Origin of the sequence: Achromobacter animicus (assembly GCF_040775605.1) — a bacterium.
GTDB classification, from domain to species: Bacteria; Pseudomonadota; Gammaproteobacteria; order Burkholderiales; family Burkholderiaceae_B; genus Achromobacter; species Achromobacter animicus.
On the sequence record NZ_JAYGJK010000001.1, the window covers coordinates 5,282,096 to 5,298,852 of the forward strand.

The window sequence follows — 16,757 nt, forward strand, 5'->3', positions numbered from 1 at the left end:
AATGGTATTGCGCGCCTCGCGCGGGCGGCCGTTGCCCTGACTGGGCCGGTGCACGCGCGAGGTTCGAGTTTACGAGTGTTCGCCGGCTTTGCCGTTACGCACGAAAGGCAGCTTGCACGCCACGGCGGGCACCCACTTGCCGCGGATGTCGACCTCGACCTTGTCGCCCGGCGCCACGCCTTGCGGCAGGCGGGCAAAGCCGATCGACACGCCCAGCGTGGGCGACATGGTGCCGCTGGTCAGCTCGCCCACGCCCTGCGCGGTGCGCACGGCCATGTGCGCGCGCATGACGCCGCGTTCCTGCAGCTTCAGACCGATGAAGGTGGCGGGCTTGGCGAATTGTTCGATCGCGTCGCGGCCGATGAAGCGGCGCTCGGCGTTCTTGCCGGACACGGTCCAGGTCAGGCCGGCTTCGCCGGGGTGGGTCAGTTCGTCCATGTCCTGGCCGTACAGGTTCATGCCGGCTTCCAGGCGCAGGGTGTCGCGCGCGCCCAGGCCTGCCGGACGCACGCCCTGGGCGATCAGGTCGCGCCACAGTTGCACGACTTCAGCAGCGGGCAGGACGATTTCGAAACCGTCTTCGCCGGTGTAGCCCGTGCGGGCGACCAGCGTGTCGTCGCCCACGCGGGCGGCGACGAAGGGAGTCAGCGGTTCGCTGGCGGCTTGCCAGGCCGGGCGGGCGGCCCAGACCTTGGCGCGGGCGTTGGGGCCCTGCACAGCCACCATGGCCAGATCGCGGCGCGGGGCGATGGTCACGTCGAACGCGCCGGCCTGCTTGACGCGCTGCATCCAGACCACGTCCTTGTCGGCCGTGCCGGCGTTGACCACCACGCGCCATTCGTCGGCAGCGAAGAAATAGATGATGAGGTCGTCGATGACGCCGCCCTGCGGGTTCAGCATGCAGCTGTAGAGCGCCTTGCCCGGGACCGTCAGCTTGGCGACGTCGTTGGCGACCAGGCGCTGCAGGAAGGCGAAGGCATCCGGGCCCGTCACGTCGACGTTGAGCATGTGCGAGACGTCGAACATGCCGGCGTCCTGGCGCACGGCATGGTGCTCTTCGATCTGCGAACCGTAGGCCAGCGGCATGTCCCAGCCGCCGAAATCGACCATGCGGGCGCCGGCGGCGATGTGTTCTTCGGCGAGCGGGGTGCGTTTGAGGGATGCGGACATGCGGGGGAACTCCGGGACGGCAGCGATGCCAGGGTTACGGAATGCCGCTGGTTGCGGGCGGACGGCGCCCGCGCAACGGCTGAATCTTCCGCCCCTCTGTCCTTTTGCCTGAGAGTTGCCCCGCGTGGCGGGTTTGCACCTTCGGCGCCTGGGCTGCTCGCAGTGTCCCTGTTCAGGGCGCGGCGCCAGGTCTCTCCAGAGTGCTGTTTTGCCACGTCTGCGTAGCCGGCAATGGCGGCAAATGCGGGACGGGACAAGCCTGCGCGGTATCGGTTACCTGAGCGATTCTGGGCGAATTGCGCCTTCGGCGGCGGCCGGGCTTGACGCCTTCGGCCGCTCTCTCCCGCAGCATGCGTGACAGCGCCGAAAGCATACAACGAAAGCCCGGGGTAAGCCTAGGCCTGTTGCACGCCCGCCGGCGCTATCCCAGCGCGGTATCCAGCAGCATCATCAGCACGAAACCGATCATGAGACCGCAAGTGGCGTAGACCTCGTGCCCCTTGCGGTGCGATTCCGGGATGATCTCGTGGCTGATGACGAACAGCATGGCGCCCGCGGCAAACCCCAGGCCCCACGGCAGGAGCGGCGCCGACCAGCCGACCACGGCGGCGCCCAGCACGGCGCCCACGGGCTCGATCAGTCCCGACAGCATGCCCAAGGCCACGGCAAACGTGCGCTTGTAGCCGGCGGCAAGCAGGGCCACCGCCACGACCAGCCCCTCGGGAATGTCCTGGATTGCAATGCCGGTGGCCAGCGCCGTGCCGCGCACGGGGTCGCCCGCTGCATAACCCACGCCGATCGCCAGGCCCTCGGGCAGGTTGTGCAGCATGATCGCGAACACGAACAGCCAGGTGCGGCGCAGGCGATGCGCCTCCATCCCTTCCCTGCCCTTGATGAAATGCTCGTGCGGCAGGATCCGGTCCATCAGCAGCAGCACGGCCGCCCCCAACAGCAGAGCGGCGCCGACCGTCAGGCCGGCGCCCCAGGGGCCGTACCCCAATTCCTCACCCGCCGCGATGCCCGGCGCGACCAGCGAAAACGCGCTGGCGGCCAGCATGACGCCGGCGCCAAAGCCGAACATGCTGTCCTGCGCCTTCTGCGGAATGGTGCGGGCAAAGAGAATGGGAAGGGTGCCAAGGGCGGTGGCGGCGGCCGCAACAAGACCGCCCAGCAGCGCGTCGGCCACGTGCGGCGCCCGCACGTCCAGGTAGACCCAGAGCTGGTACAGGGCCAGGCAGGACACCATCACGGCCAGCGTCCAGACGCTGATGCTGGTGGCCGCCGGCCGCACGCGATGACGGCTGAAGGTATTCATATGCGGCTGCGCTCCTTTGGGGAGATGCGCTTAGCCCTTTGCCGCAGCGTAGCGGCGCGAGACCTCGGGCCAGTTCACCACGTTGTAGAAAGCGCCGATGTATTCCGGCCGGCGGTTCTGGTACTTCAGATAATAAGCGTGTTCCCAGACGTCCAGGCCCAGGATCGGCGTATTGCCGTCCATCAGCGGGCTGTCCTGGTTGGCGCTGCTCTCGACCACCAGCTTACCGGCCGGCGTCACGCTCAGCCAGGCCCAACCGCTGCCGAAGCGCGTCAGCGCCGCCTTGGTGAAGGCTTCCTTGAAGGCGGGCAGACCGCCCAGCTCGGCGTCGATGGCCGCAGCCAGCGCCCCATCCGGCTCGCCGCCGCCCTGCGGCGACATGACGGACCAGAACAGGCTGTGATTGGCGTGGCCGCCGCCGTGGTTGCGCACCGCGCCGCGCACGGCTTCCGGCAATTCCTTGATGCGCGCGACCAGCGCTTCCACGGGTTCATCCGTGGCGATGCCGGCGCCTTCGAGCGCGGTGTTCAGGCCGGTCACATAGGTCTGGTGATGCTTGGTGTAGTGGATCTCCATCGTCATTGCGTCGATGTGAGGTTCCAGCGCGTCATAGGCGTACGGCAGGGGCGGAAGGGTGTAGGCCATGCGAGTCTCCGGCTGATCCGTCCCTCGCGGGACGGCTTTGATAAAGATCAAAACATAAATGATATGTATTTTTATTTGATATCACAATGCCGGAATGCCGGAAAGGCGCAATGGCGGCCACGCAGGTTGCTTCGGGAATTTTCAGGATTTGGGGTGAAAGCGGCCGGTGGCTAACCAGCGCGCCTGGCCGCAGCTACAGCGCCTGGCCGCAGGCGACGCCCGAGGCCCACGCCCACTGGAAGTTGTAGCCGCCGAGCCAGCCGGTCACGTCGACGGCCTCGCCGATGAAATACAGGCCCGGCGCGGCCTTGGCCTGCATGGACTTCTGGTCCAGGCAGCGCGTGTCCACACCGCCGCGCATGACTTCGGCCTTTTTGTAGCCCGCCGTGCCGCTGGGCACGAGCGTCCACTGATGGATGTCCTGCGCCAGCCCGCGCAGCGTCTTGTCCGGCGCGTCGGCCAGGCGCAGCGCGGCTAGGCCCGGCTTGCCGCCCTGCTCGGCCAATTGCAGCCAGCGGTCGGCCAGCCGCTTGGGCCATAGCCCGCCCAGCACCGTATGAAGCTGCTGGCGGTTGCCGGACTTGGACGCCAGCAGTTCCTGCGCCAGATCGCGCCCCGGCGCCAGGTCGATCACGATGGGCTCGCCCGGCTTCCAGTAGCTGGAGATCTGCAGGATCGCGGGCCCCGACAGACCGCGGTGCGTGAACAGCAGGTCTTCCAGAAATTCACCGCGCGTCTTGCCCTGCCCCGTCTGCAGGTTCACTTCCAGCGCCACGCCGGACAGATCGGACAGCGGCTGCCACTGCGCGGGGTCGAAGGTCAGCGGAACCAGCGCGGGGCGCGGCTCGACGACCTTCAGGCCGAACTGGCGGGCAATCTTCAGCCCGAAGTCCGTTGCGCCCAGTTGCGGAATCGCCATGCCGCCGGTCGCGACGACCAGCTTGGCGGCCCGGATGACGCCCTGGCTGGTGCGCAGCTCGAAACCTTCGGCCCCGTGCGCGACCTCGGCCACCGAACAGCCCATGCGCCATTGCACATTGCCCGCGTCGCACTCGGCGCGCAGCATGTCGATGATGTTTTCGCTGGAGTCGTCGCAGAACAGCTGGCCGCGATGCTTCTCGTGCCAGGCGATGCGGTGGCGCTTCATGAGCGCCAGAAAGTCCTGCGGCGTGTAGGCCGACAGCGCCGACCGGCAGAAATGGGGATTGTCGGACAGAAAATTGGCGGGCCCGGCCCCGATGTTCGTGAAGTTGCAGCGCCCGCCGCCCGAAATGCGGATCTTCTCGGCCAGGCGCTGCGCGTGGTCGACCAGCACCACGCGCAGGCCGCGCTGACCCGCGACCGCCGCGCACATCATGCCCGCGGCGCCCGCGCCAAGCACTGCAACATCGAACATCAAGATTTCCGGCCCGCCCGTGCTTACTCTTCGATCAGGCAGTCAACGTAGTAACGCTTTTCGCCGTCCGGACCCACTTCGTCGGCCAGGCCGTGGATGTAGGTTTCGAAGCCGGGGAAGCGTTCGTTGAACTCGCGCGCGAATTGCAGGTACTGCACGATGGTGCGGTTGAAGCGTTCGCCCGGGATCAGCAGCGGAATGCCCGGCGGGTACGGCGTCAGCAGCACGCCCGTGACGCGGCCTTCCAGCTTGTCGATGTCGACGCGCTCGACTTCGCGGTGCGCCATGCGGGCAAAGGCGTCCGACGGTTTCAGCGCCGGCACCATGTCGCTCAGGTACATCTCGGTCGTCAGGCGGGCGACGTCGCGCTCGCGGTAGGCCTCGTGGATCTGCTGGCAAAGGTCGCGCAGGCCCATGCGCTCGTAGCGGCGATGGTCGCGGCAGAACTCCGGCAGGATGCGCCACAGCGGCTGGTTGCGGTCGTAGTCGTCCTTGAACTGCTGCAGCGCAGTCAGCAGCGTGTTCCAGCGGCCCTTGGTGATGCCGATGGTGAACAGGATGAAGAACGAATACAGGCCGGTCTTTTCAACCACCACGCCGTGCTCGGTCAGGTACTTGGAGACCAGCGCGGCGGGAATGCCGGTTTCGCCGAAGCTGCCCGACATGTCCAGCCCCGGCGTGATGACCGTGGCCTTGATCGGGTCCAGCATGTTGAAGCCTTCGGCCATTTCACCGAAGCCGTGCCAGTGATCGTTGGCTTCCAGGATCCATTCGTCGCGATTGCCGATGCCTTCGGCCACCAGGCGGTTCGGGCCCCAGACCTTGAACCACCAGTCGTTCTTGCCGAACTCGGATTCCACCTTGCGCATGGCGCGGCGGAAGTCCAGGGCTTCGCGGATGCTTTCCTCGACCAGCGCGGTGCCGCCCGGGGGTTCCATCATGGCCGCGGCCACGTCGCAGGACGCGATGATCGCGTACTGCGGCGACGTGGACGTGTGCATCAGGTACGCCTCGTTGAAGACGTTGCGGTCCAGTTTGCGGGTCTCGGATTCCTGCACGATGATCTGCGAGGCCTGCGAAATGCCGGCCAGCAGCTTGTGCGTGGAGTGCGTGGCAAACACCATGGCGTCCTGGCTGCGCGGGCGGTCCTGGCCGATGGCGTGCATGTCCTGGTAGAACTCGTGGAACGACGCGTGCGGCAGCCAGGCTTCGTCAAAGTGCAGCGTGTCGACATAGCTGCCGAGCTGCTGCTTGATCATTTCGACGTTGTAGATGACGCCGTCGTACGTGCTCTGCGTCAGCGTCAGGATGCGCGGATTCTTGTTCACCGCTTCGCGCGCGAAGGGGTTCGCTTCGATCTTCTTGCGGATGTTGTCCGGGTGGAATTCTTCGAGCGGGATCGGGCCGATGATGCCCAGGTGGTTGCGTGTGGGGCGCAGGAACACCGGAATCGCGCCCGTCATCGTGATGGCGTGCAGGATCGACTTGTGACAGTTGCGGTCCACCACCACGACGTCGCCCGCGGCCACATTGGCGTGCCACACGACCTTGTTCGAGGTCGACGTGCCGTTGGTCACGAAGAAGCAATGGTCCGCGTGGAAGATGCGTGCGGCGTTCAGTTCGGATTCGGCGACCGGGCCGGTGTGGTCCAGCAGCTGGCCCAGTTCGTCCACGGCGTTGCAGACGTCGGCGCGCAGCATGTTTTCACCGAAGAACTGGTGGAACATCTGGCCGACCGGGCTCTTCAGGAACGCCACGCCGCCCGAGTGCCCCGGGCAGTGCCACGAATACGAACCGTCCTGGGCGTACTTCACCAGCTCGCGGAAGAACGGCGGCGGCAGGCTGTCGACGTAGCTGCGGGCTTCGCGGATGATGTGGCGCGCCACGAACTCCGGCGTGTCCTCGAACATGTGGATGAAGCCGTGCAGCTCGCGCAGGATGTCGTTCGGAATGTGTTCCGACGTGCGCGTTTCGCCGTACAGATAGATGGGAATGTCCGCGTTGCGAAAGCGCAGCTCGCCAATGAAGGCGCGCAGGTTCTTGATTGCGCTGGCCACGTCCTCGGGCGAGTCCACGTCGAACTCTTCATCGTCGATCGACAGGATGAAGGCGCTGGCGCGGCTCTGCTGCTGCGCGAACGAACTCAGGTCGCCGTAACTGGTCACCCCGATCACCTCGACGCCCTCGGCCTCGATTGCTGCGGACAAGGCACGGATACCCAAACCGGACGCGTTCTCGGAACGGTAGTCCTCGTCGATGATGAAGATGGGGAAGCGGAATTTCATGCAGGCGCTCCTGGGGGCATGGCGGATCGGACGCGTATCGCGGCGCGAATGTACTGCGAGTAAAAAACCGTCTGATGACAGACGGCACGAGCACCCGCCGGCCGGCGGGAATTGCGGAATTGTAGGGCTGTTTTTCTTACAGCCCTAAGGGAAATCCCCAGAAGCGCCAGATCAGCCTACCGGATGGTCTGCGCTTCGCCCGTCTGGAGGGCTGTCATGAAGCGTTCAAAGTAGGCGGGGATGGCCTCGGCGGCCCCGTAACGGATGCGCCGCTCGACCTTGGCGATGGCGCCAAAGCACACTTCGGAGCCGGGTTCTCCGCAGACGAGGACCACGGGATCTTCGTCGTCGCAGACCTCGTACAACCCGCCATGCGCGCGGCGGCCAACCTCGTAAAGGTAGGCGGCAGCACCGACGGTTTGCATGGGGGTCAGAGGCAGCGTGCCCAGATGGGCGGCCTCCAGTGCGTCATCCAGCGCATGAACGCTGGACGGGGAGTAGTCCAGCACGGCGCCGGTTGAACCGGCCGCCTCCACGAAGTCCTGCGCTGCACCCGCGACACGGGCCACGAATTCTTCCTGGACTTCGTGGCGCGTCGCATCCTGGTTTGTCTTGAGGAAACCGAACATCAATGGCTCCTTGTTGAAAACCGCAAGCGGCGTTGGGGCCATTATAGGCAAGCCCATCCCCCTATACTCCTCAAACGTTACCTAATCCCAACACTCTCAAAGCCGCCATGAACGAGCCTGTCGTCCGACGACTGATCGCTGCCGACGCCGCGCCCCTGCGGCAATTGCGTTTGAATGCGCTGGTCGAAACGCCCGAGTCCTTTGGATCGAGTTACGAAGAGGAACACACGCTGACATTGGCGGACATCCGCGAATGGATTTCGCCGGCCAACGATGGCGCGATGTTTGGCGTGTTTCTGGGCGAGGCGTTGGCCGGGATCGTCGGCGTGGGACGCCAGCGCAAGCTGAAGGTGCGGCACAAGGCGCACATCTGGAGCATGTACGTCGCACCCGCCGAGCGCGGCCGGGGCTTGGGCCGGATGCTGATGCACGCGGCGATCGACCATGCGCGCACCATGCGCGGCATCCGGCAGGTGCAGCTGAGCGTCACCGCCAACAACGTCGCGGCGTCCGCGCTTTACGCCAGCCTGGGATTCACCGTGTATGGCCACGAGCGCGAGGCGCTGTGCGTCAACGGCAAGCTGTACGACGAAGCGCTGATGGCGATGCCGCTGGCCGACCGCTAGCCCCGGGCCTCAAGCAGCGCCCGCGCGGCGGCGCGCGCCGAAGGCACACACCTGATTGCGACCGCCGTCCTTGGCTTTGTAGAGCGCCTGGTCGGCCGCCTTGATGACGGCGTCCGGGGCGCGCAGCGCATCACTGCGTTCCGCCACCCCGATGCTGACCGTCACGCGCAAGGGCCGGGCGCCGCGCCCTCCCCGTCCGCCGCGGCGGCGCTGGCCGATCTGGTCCGCCTTGGGCCGGGCCGGCTTGTCGCGCAGGCGCATCTGGTAGGCCTCGATGGCGCGGCGCACCGTTTCCAGGTGTGGCATGGCCTCGGCCGCGGTCTTGCCGGGAAACACCAGCGTGAATTCCTCGCCGCCGTAGCGGTAGGCCTGGCCGCCACCCGGCACGCGCCGCAACTGCGAGGCGACCATGCGCAGCACCTGATCGCCCACGTCGTGGCCGTGCGTGTCGTTGAAGGCCTTGAAGTGGTCCACGTCGGCCATTGCCAGCGTGTAGAGGCGGCCCATGCGTTGCAGCCGCTCGTTCAGTGCGCGGCGGCCGGGCAAACCGGTGAGCTCGTCGCGGAACGCCATGTGAAAGCCTTCGTGCGCCAACGAGATGCACAGGGCCGTCAGCGCCGCGGCGGACATCAGCGCCAGTTCGAGCGGATGCGCCGCGCCGCGCGGCAGCGCCCAGGCCATGCACACGAAGCCCAGCCACTGCCCTGCCTGCTGCGGGCGCCCGTAGCGCAACAGCAGCAGCGTCAACGTCAGGCCGGTGCCCAGCAGCGCGATCAGCGCCTCGGCCGGTACGCCCAGGCGCGCCAGCATGCCCTGCAGCGCGACGGTGCTGAAGATTTCGCCCACGCCGTCCTTGCCCACCAGCGCAATCACAGCCACGCCGGCGGCGATCAAGCCGATGCGCAGCGTTACGTCGATCAGCATGCTGGATCGTTCGGACCACAGGGCATTGATGGTGTAGACGAGCGACCACCAGGCCAGCACCGGCCCCATGGCCCACGGGGCTTCCCGGGCAAGCGTGGGCCAGGCCGCCGTGACGGCCAGCACGCACAGCATCAGCGCCATGGTCTGCGAGCGTTGATACATCAGGCAGATAGCCGATCCGATCAGCGCCATGACCCATGGCACGAACGGCACGATCAGGCTGAGCGCGGGCGGCCAATCCCGCCAGAACAGCAGCCCGACCGCTGCGGCCACCGGCAACGCGGGATAGAACAACAGGGGCAGCCAGGGAATATGGGGGTAACGCACGGATTGGGCCTTGCTAACGCTTGCAGAAATGACGTCGCCAAATCGGCAAACACATGTAATCTTTTTACGGACGCGGCATAAGGTTCTTTAGCGCAGAATGTCCCCATGAGAATCCTGGTCAATATCGATGTTCCCGATCTCGAACACGCGATCGGTTTCTACCAGTCTGCCTTCGGCTTGACGCTGAACCGGCGGCTGGGTTCCACGGGGGCCGAACTGCTGGGCGCCGACGCCCCCATCTATCTGCTCGAAAAGGCGGCGGGCACGGCGGCCGGCGGTCCGGCGGCCGGCGGCGCTGTCCGTCAGCGCCGCGACTACGCGCGGCATTGGACGCCCGTGCATCTGGACGTCGTGGTGGATGACGTGGACCAGGCCGTGGCCCTGGCGGTCGCCGCGGGCGCGCGCCTGGAGGATCCGCCCATCACGCATGACTGGGGCCGCATTGCGCATCTGGCCGATCCTTATGGCCACGGCATCTGCATCCTGCAGTTTCTGGGCCGGGGCTATGACGAACTGGCGCCTGCGTCGCTGCGCTTCACGCCTGCAGCCGAGGCCGACTTCGAAGCGCTGCTGGCGCTGCGGATCGAGGCCATGCGCGACAGCCTGGAACGGCTGGGCCGCTTTGACCCGGACCGGGCGCGCGAGCGGCTGCGCGGCACCTTCCGCCCCGAGTGCACCTGGCACATCGAAGAAGACGGCAAACGCATCGGGTTCTATTGCCTGCGGCCGGACGGCGACGGATTGCGGCTGGATCATCTGTACGTGCATCCCTCTGCGCAGGGGCGAGGCGTGGGCGGCCAGGTGCTGCGCCGGATCTTGCAGGACGCCGACCGCCGCGGCGTCGGGGTGACATTGAGCGCGTTGCGCGGCAGCGATTCGAACCGCTTCTATCGCCGGCACGGCTTCGTGCAGACCGGCGAAGGCGAGTGGGATATCGACTACCTGCGTGACTGCCCGAGCGATAACCCGCGCCCGGCGCAGCCAGGCTGAACGATCAGGTGCGCGGCAGCGTGACGCCGCGCTGGCCTTGATATTTGCCGCCGCGATCGCGGTACGAGGTTTCGCAGACTTCGTCGCTTTCCAGGAACAGCATCTGTGCGCAGCCTTCGCCGGCGTAGATCTTGGCGGGCAGCGGCGTGGTGTTTGAAAATTCCAGCGTGACGTGGCCTTCCCATTCGGGTTCAAGCGGGGTCACGTTGACGATGATGCCGCAGCGCGCGTACGTGCTCTTGCCCAGGCAGACCGTCAGGACGCTGCGCGGGATGCGGAAGTATTCCACCGTGCGCGCCAGGGCGAAGGAATTCGGCGGGATGATGCAGACGTCGCCCTTGAAATCCACGAACGAGCCTTCGTCGAAGTTCTTGGGATCGACGATGGTCGAATTGATGTTGGTGAAGATCTTGAATTCGTCGGCGCAGCGCACGTCGTAGCCGTAGCTGCTGGTGCCGTAGCTGACGATGCGCCCGCCATTGGCCGTACGAACCTGCCCCGGTTCGAAGGGTTCGATCATGCCGGCTTCGGCCTGGCGGCGGATCCAGCGGTCGCTTTTGATGCTCATGGTGGGTGTGGTGCTAGGGATTTGGAATGGGCATCATTTTATCCCGAGCGCGCCGAACCCGATTCCGGCCGGGCGGGACAGACTTGTCCCGCCGCAAGCCGGGCGCCGGATCAATTGCCGAACAGGGTGCGGTACACCAGCGAAATCCCGTTGACCGAGCCGCCCTTCAAATCAAGGGACAGACCACGCGCCAGCCGGTAGCTGGCACGCCCAACGGTATCGCTGCCGGACAGCGCCTGCTCGACGCTCAGCGTGATGCCATTGGCGAAGTTCTTGCTGGCCACCAGGAATTGCGTGGACAGGTCGCTGCCGATATCGCGGTTTACGTTGCCGGCCACCGTACGGTCCGGCAGGATGCTGCCCGAACTGCCCATGTTGCCGGTGCGCACCGCCACGTCGTCCAGGCCGAACTGCTTGTAGAACGGCTGCCCGCCGCCCAGCAGCGCGGTGCCGATCGACACCAGCAGGGCCGCGTCGCCGCCGCTTTCGTCCGGTCCGCGTCCCAGCAGCAGCCACGACAGCTTTTCGACGTCGCTGACTTCCGGATAGGACACCAGGTCGATGCGCGGACGCTGGGCCGTGCCCACCACGCGCACGCCGGCCTCGACCAGTTCACCCGTGCGCAGCGCCTCGATGTCCAGGATGGGGTTGTCCAGACGGCCCTGGAACGTCAGGGTTCCGCGGCTCAGGCGCAGCCGCTGGCCATAGGCCTCGATGCCGCCGCCGCGCGTGCGCAACTGGCCCCAGCCTGTCAGCCGGCCCTCGTTCAGCCGGATCTGGATGGAACCGAGCAGGCCGGCGTCCAGCCCCATGCCCGTGATGTAGAAGCGCGGCCCCATGTCGAACTTCAGGTCCATGCTGGTCTGCAGCGGCGTCGAGACCTTGTTGGGATCGTCGCCCGCGCGGATCACGCGCACGTCGTCATCCAGCGTCGGCACGCCCTGCAGGATCTCCAGGCTGAACCAGCCCGCGTCGGCGCTTAGGTTGCCCACGATCTCCAGGCGCGGCATGGCCGCCCGCACCTCGACCGTGCCGGACACCATGGCGTAGCGGTCCGATCGCTGCAGGGCCGGGAATCGGAACAGCGTCAGCTTGATCGCGCCGCCGCCGTCCATAATGTTCCAGTCGCCCTTCGCTTCGGCGTAACCGCCCTTGGCGCCCGCGTTCGTCGTGATCCATTCCTTGGTGCGCCATTCGGCAGGCATCACGCGCAGCGACGCTGGAAAGCGCAGGCTGTCCAGAATGAGCCGCTGGCCGTCCAGGCGGGCGGACAGCGTGCCATCGATCAGCCGCACGCCGTCGTCGATGCGCACCAGCCTCAGCTTGTCGCCCCGGATCGAGCCGGTGGCGCCCCATTGGCCGGCAAGCGTGCCCTGCACGTCGATATTGGCCTTGAGCGTACCGCCCACTTCCATGGCGTCGCCCACGAACAGGCCAACCCACGCGAGGTCGGCGATGTCGGCATTCAGGCGCGCCCGCAGCGGCTGGCGCGAATCCAGCGCCATCCCGCCCTGCGCGTCCACCAGCAGGACCGCCGTGCCGGTGCCGTTGATCGACCCCATCTTTTCCGTCGACAGGTCCAGGCGGGCGTCCAGCCGGCTGGCGTTGGCCGAGGTGGGCGTGGCGGTCACGTCGACGACCAGCGCCTTCACGCCCAGCGGCACCGGGGGATCGCCCGGAATCAGCAGGTCGCCCGCACGGCGCGCGATGCGGGCCCGGCCGGCCAGGCGTCCGTCGAATTTCAAGTCCCACAGCAGGTCGAGCGCGATGCGGCGCTGGCCATCGGGAACCATCGCGTTCACGCGGCCGGCGTTGCGGCCCAGCTTGGCCGCGGCTTCCGGATCGAACGCGCCGACCACCTGGCGCGCCACGCCAGCCGTGATGACCAGGTTGTCCGACTGCCCGGCGGTTTCCCAGCGCTTGCCGCCGCCGCGCGATCCCTGGTGCGCCACGGACAGGCGCTCCTTGCCCGGCAGGGTCAGGCTCACGCCGGTCTGGCCGACCTGCCACTGCCATTGCGGCGCCACGGCAGCGGGCAGGAAGGACAGCGTGACCGGGCGATCCAGGGAAACGGCGAATCCGGCAGTATCCGCGGTCAGCCGTGAAAACGTGCCGCGCCAGCCCACCAGCGCCGCGTCGGGCTGGCCTGCCGGGCCCCTGCCCCAGCCGCCGTTGAAGGTCAGATTGGCCTGCGCGCGGGATTGCCCGATGATGCCGGGCCGGGGCCGGGGCGGCGTATAGCTAGCGGTGAGCTCGCCGCGGTGCGCGGCCACCGTGCCGTCGATGCGGGCCTTCACGTCGGCGCCGCCGGGTATGTCGGGCCAGAAGGCGTCCAGTTGCGGCGCCTGGGCATCCAGCGTGATGGCGCCGCTGGATGCGCCCAGTTCGCCCGTCGCGCGGACGCGATTGCGCCCCAGCCGCAGGTCCACGTCCAGGCCGTGGATGCGCAGGCCGGCCAGCGGGTCCACCGCCGGGTCACGCGCGGCCGTCACGGCAGGCGTCACTGCGGCGCCTGCCGCAGCACCGGCTGCCGCAGCATCGGCTGCCGCAGCACCGGCTGCCGCACCGTCCCCCGTCCCAGTCACATCCACCTGCGCCTTCAGATCCCCGCTCAGCGGCTGGCGGTTCCAGCGGCTGCCCTCTTCAAAACGCAGGTTGACGGCGGCATGGCGCAGCGCGCTCAGGTTTTCAATGTCGGCCTGCACATCGGCACGAACGGTCAGCAACGCAGGCGGAATGGCATTGCCCGTCCAGGGCGCCAGGTCCAGGCGCTGCGCGTCCAGCGAGCCGACGATGCGGTCGCGGCCGGGCGCGTCGCCCGCCTGCAGGTCGAATTGCGCGGCCAGCGTGGACTTGTCGGGCAACTGCGCTCGCGCCCTGGCACTGCGCAGCACCAGCGCCGTGCGTGGCGCCAGATCGGCCACCACGTCGAGCACGAAATTGGATCCCGTTCCGTCGATCTTGGCCTGGATGCCGTCCAGCGATCCCGCGGCGTCGGCGTGCAGCACGACAAGGCACGCGGGCACGGGCGGCCCCATCGGCGCGGCCGCGGTGGCGGCAGGCTCTGCCTTGCCCTTGGTAGCTGCTGCGGCGTCGGTGCGGCCCTTGGCCGCCTCCGCCGGCTTGGCGGCGTTTGTGCCCTTGGCGGCGACCTCGGCCTTGCGAGCGTCTGCGCGGTTGGCCGGAGCCTGGGCCTTGGACGCAGCCGATTTCTTGGCCGCAGCGGGCTCCTTGGCCGATTCTTCGGCCTTGTCCTTGGACGGCGCCTGCCCCGAAACCGGACCAAACACGCCGCTCAGCCGATCGGCCTGGCACAGGGGAGAGTCGGGACCCGCGCCGCGCGCCGTCACGTCCAGGCGCGCCGCGAAGGGCCAGGGGTCGGCCAGAGCCTGCAGATCGGCCTGGCCGGTCACATCGGCCTCGCCCACCTCGTGGCCAACGCGCAGGCTGGCGATGCGCAATTGCGCGCCCTGTTGGCTGGCGGCAAAGGTCGCGTTCAGGTCATTCAAGGTGACGGGCAGCGGCTCGCCGTCCTGGGTGAACTGGAAGTCGCCCAGCGCCAGCCGGTCCACGGCGATGGTCACAGGCAGCTTGGGCAACGTGAAGGGTTCGCTGCTTTCCTCGGCGGGCGGCGTCTCGGGCGAGGATTCCATGTCCACGCGGACCGAGCCGGCGGACAGATTGCGCACGTGCAGCAGCCGGTCGCCCAGGGCGCTCCAGCGCACGGACAGATCCAGATCGTGGATGTCGACGTGCGTGCCGCCGGCCGTCAGCTCCAGACGCCCCACGGTCACTCCGTGCAGCAGTGAGCCGTTTACGTCCAGCGCCTGGCCTTCGAGTTGCTGCGCGGCGGTCGTCAGCAACAGGCGCGTGCCGTTCTGCGAGGCCACCAGCCAGAAGATGAACCCAGCCGCCAGCGCAACCAGCATGGCAAGCCCGGGCAGCCACCACACCAGCACATGGCGCAGAAATTTACGCACGAACTTCAAAACGCGATCCCCAGCGAGAAATGCAGACGCAGGTCCCGTTCGCGCTGGCCATAGGCCACGTCCAGGAACAGCGGCCCGGCGGGCGTGCGCACGCGCGCGCCGACGCCGTAGCCCACGGACATCTTCATGTCGCCGAAGGACTCGGCGGCATCGCCCGCGTCCACGAACACGCCCATGCCCCAGCGCTCGTCAAAATAATGGTCGTATTCGATGCTGCCCACGAGCAGCGTGGGCGCGCCGACGACTGCGTTGTCGCGGTGCACGCCGATGCTTTGATAGCGATAGCCGCGGATCGACCGCGCACCGCCCGTCCGGAAACCGAAGTCGTCCGGCACCTGCACGTCGCCGTTGGACCACACGCGGCCGACCTCGCCACGGATCGTCAGCACATCCCATTTACCGAAAGGCCACCATTTCTGGCCTCGCAGCCGCAGGCGCGTGTAGGGCTCGCCGGTATCCAGCGTCACGCCGACACCGCCGCCCACGGAAATCAGGTTGCCCTCGCGCGGATCGTATTTGTTGTCGACATCGCGCCGCAGCCATTCGGCCGTGGTGGTGATGGTGGGCAGCGTGTAGCTGTCGCCGCCGTCGATCTTGACGTGGTCTTGCGCCAGCAGCACGCCGTAGCGCGTTTCATATTCGACGCGGCTGTCGCCCGCGCCCTTGCGCTCTTGCGTGCGCGTCGCGCCCAGCGCGTAGCGGGTCACTTCCAGCCCCTGGATGTCGGAACGGTCCGCCAGGATCCCGACGGAATCGCGGTAGCCGCGCTCGGAAGGGGGCAAGAGGATGTCCATGAAAGCCCGCTGGCGCAATCGGTCCACGCCAAAGCCCGTTTCCATGGTGACCGGTTGGCCGAACACGACGTTCTGGCGATACACCGACTCCACCCGTACGCCGGCCTCGTCGTCCACGCCGATCGACGCGGAAAACCGCTTGGGGGGAGCCTCGACCACGCGCACCTGCACCGGCAGCGTGATCTCGCCGTCGGAATCGAACTGCGTCGGCGGCGGGGGCATGCCACCCGACACCGTGGGATCGCCCGCCGGTGCGGCGGCAGCGGCGTCTTCGGATCCGGGGCCGCGGGCGCGGTCGGAAATGGGATCGGTGGGCTGATCGTTCTGGCCGGGCGGCTCCTGCAGCGAGACGAACGCGCCGCGGAAAAACGCGGTCGATTGCAGGTCCTGCTGCCACTGGTCCAGCCGGTTCTGGTCGAATGCGGCGCCCACGTTGTAGCGCACGTAGCGGTCGATCAGCGTCTCCGGCACGCGCTTCAGACCCTGGGTGTTGAGCTCGCCCATGCGCACCTGCGGCCCGCTGTCGATGGTGACGTGCAGATGCGCCGCCGCGTTGTCCGCGTCGATGTCGGCGCGCGAGGACGTCATGCGGGCCAGCAGGAAGTCGCGCGTGGACACGTCGTCCAGCAGCGTGGCCTTGGCGCGGTTCCAGTCGCTATTGATGAACGGCTGCCCCTTCCTCAGGCTCCAGTCGTCGCGCAGCTTCTGCACCCGCTGCGCGTACTCGGGGCGCGTGATGCGGCCCGAGAATTCCAGATTCACGGATTCGACGGTCGTGCGCTTGCCCGGCACGATCGCAATGTCCCAGGTTTCGCCGCCGATATCCGTACCGGCTTCGAGCGTGACCTTGGGCGAAAAATACCCCTGCGTGGCCAGCGCCGCCAGCGTCGCGTCGCGCGCGCGCCGGCGCAGGCGGTTGATTTCACCGCCGTCCTGGTCTTCGGCCAGACGCGCGATCGCATCGACCGCCTGGGTGATCGCCTGCAGCGCGGCCGGCGGCACGCCCCCGGGGTCGACAATGACCTCCGGGCGCTTGGCCAACGCCTCGCCCGCCATCATGCAAAGTCCTGCCAATAAGGCGCGGGCAGCCCACCGCATG

12 protein-coding genes and 2 riboswitches are annotated in these 16,757 nt (G+C 67.5%); of the genes, 2 read left to right on the forward strand and 10 right to left on the reverse strand.

From position 1 onward, the window contains the following. Positions 1-69: 69 nt before the first annotated feature. From gcvT to AB3147_RS24190, 6 genes are all read right to left on the reverse strand, one after another. Positions 70-1,170, reverse strand: coding sequence for a glycine cleavage system aminomethyltransferase GcvT (gene gcvT, locus AB3147_RS24165; protein ID WP_367353172.1), 1,101 nt, complete (start codon positions 1,168-1,170; stop codon positions 70-72). Between the two features lie 86 nt (positions 1,171-1,256). Further along, positions 1,257-1,379, reverse strand: a riboswitch (glycine riboswitch). A 45-nt stretch (positions 1,380-1,424) separates the two neighbouring features. Further along, positions 1,425-1,526, reverse strand: a riboswitch (glycine riboswitch). A gap of 65 nt (positions 1,527-1,591) precedes the next feature. Then, positions 1,592-2,485: a ZIP family metal transporter gene (locus AB3147_RS24170; RefSeq protein ID WP_105240605.1), complete on the reverse strand. Its 894-nt coding sequence runs from the start codon at positions 2,483-2,485 to the stop codon at positions 1,592-1,594. A gap of 30 nt (positions 2,486-2,515) precedes the next feature. Next, positions 2,516-3,130 carry a superoxide dismutase gene (locus AB3147_RS24175; protein WP_175122490.1) on the reverse strand — a complete coding sequence of 205 codons (615 nt, stop codon included), beginning with the start codon at positions 3,128-3,130 and terminating at the stop codon, positions 2,516-2,518. A 193-nt stretch (positions 3,131-3,323) separates the two neighbouring features. Next, positions 3,324-4,526 (reverse strand): BaiN/RdsA family NAD(P)/FAD-dependent oxidoreductase, encoded by a 1,203-nt coding sequence (locus AB3147_RS24180; RefSeq protein WP_367353173.1) that lies wholly within the window; start codon positions 4,524-4,526, stop codon positions 3,324-3,326. Positions 4,527-4,549: 23 nt separating this feature from the next. Further along, complete coding sequence (locus tag AB3147_RS24185) at positions 4,550-6,811, reverse strand: arginine/lysine/ornithine decarboxylase (protein WP_062839975.1); 2,262 nt, start codon at positions 6,809-6,811, stop codon at positions 4,550-4,552. Between the two features lie 176 nt (positions 6,812-6,987). After that, complete coding sequence (locus AB3147_RS24190; protein ID WP_175122488.1) at positions 6,988-7,440, reverse strand: hypothetical protein; 453 nt, start codon at positions 7,438-7,440, stop codon at positions 6,988-6,990. Between the two features lie 107 nt (positions 7,441-7,547). Here AB3147_RS24190 and AB3147_RS24195 point away from each other — a divergent pair, with 107 nt between their 5' ends. Then, positions 7,548-8,066, forward strand: a complete 519-nt coding sequence (locus tag AB3147_RS24195; RefSeq protein ID WP_175122487.1) for a GNAT family N-acetyltransferase — start codon at positions 7,548-7,550, stop codon at positions 8,064-8,066. Between the two features lie 9 nt (positions 8,067-8,075). On the opposite strand, the gene AB3147_RS24200 is transcribed toward AB3147_RS24195, so the two are convergent. Further along, the gene (locus AB3147_RS24200; RefSeq protein WP_191578003.1) at positions 8,076-9,317 is read right to left on the reverse strand and encodes a GGDEF domain-containing protein; all 1,242 of its coding nucleotides are present in this window, start codon (positions 9,315-9,317) and stop codon (positions 8,076-8,078) included. 105 nt (positions 9,318-9,422) lie between these two features. Here AB3147_RS24200 and AB3147_RS24205 point away from each other — a divergent pair, with 105 nt between their 5' ends. Beyond that, on the forward strand, positions 9,423-10,307 hold the full coding sequence (locus AB3147_RS24205; protein WP_367353174.1) for a GNAT family N-acetyltransferase: 885 nt from the start codon (positions 9,423-9,425) through the stop codon (positions 10,305-10,307). 4 nt (positions 10,308-10,311) lie between these two features. Here the strand turns inward: AB3147_RS24205 and dcd are convergent, their stop codons facing one another. From dcd to AB3147_RS24220, 3 genes are all read right to left on the reverse strand, one after another. After that, positions 10,312-10,875: a dCTP deaminase gene (gene dcd, locus AB3147_RS24210; protein WP_008166733.1), complete on the reverse strand. Its 564-nt coding sequence runs from the start codon at positions 10,873-10,875 to the stop codon at positions 10,312-10,314. A gap of 110 nt (positions 10,876-10,985) precedes the next feature. Beyond that, the gene (locus AB3147_RS24215) at positions 10,986-14,864 is read right to left on the reverse strand and encodes a translocation/assembly module TamB domain-containing protein (RefSeq protein WP_438861006.1); all 3,879 of its coding nucleotides are present in this window, start codon (positions 14,862-14,864) and stop codon (positions 10,986-10,988) included. Beyond that, on the reverse strand, positions 14,861-16,756 hold the full coding sequence (locus AB3147_RS24220) for a BamA/TamA family outer membrane protein (RefSeq protein ID WP_438861007.1): 1,896 nt from the start codon (positions 16,754-16,756) through the stop codon (positions 14,861-14,863). Before AB3147_RS24220 ends, AB3147_RS24215 begins: the two co-directional genes overlap by 4 nt. Between the last annotated feature and the right edge of the window lies 1 nt (position 16,757).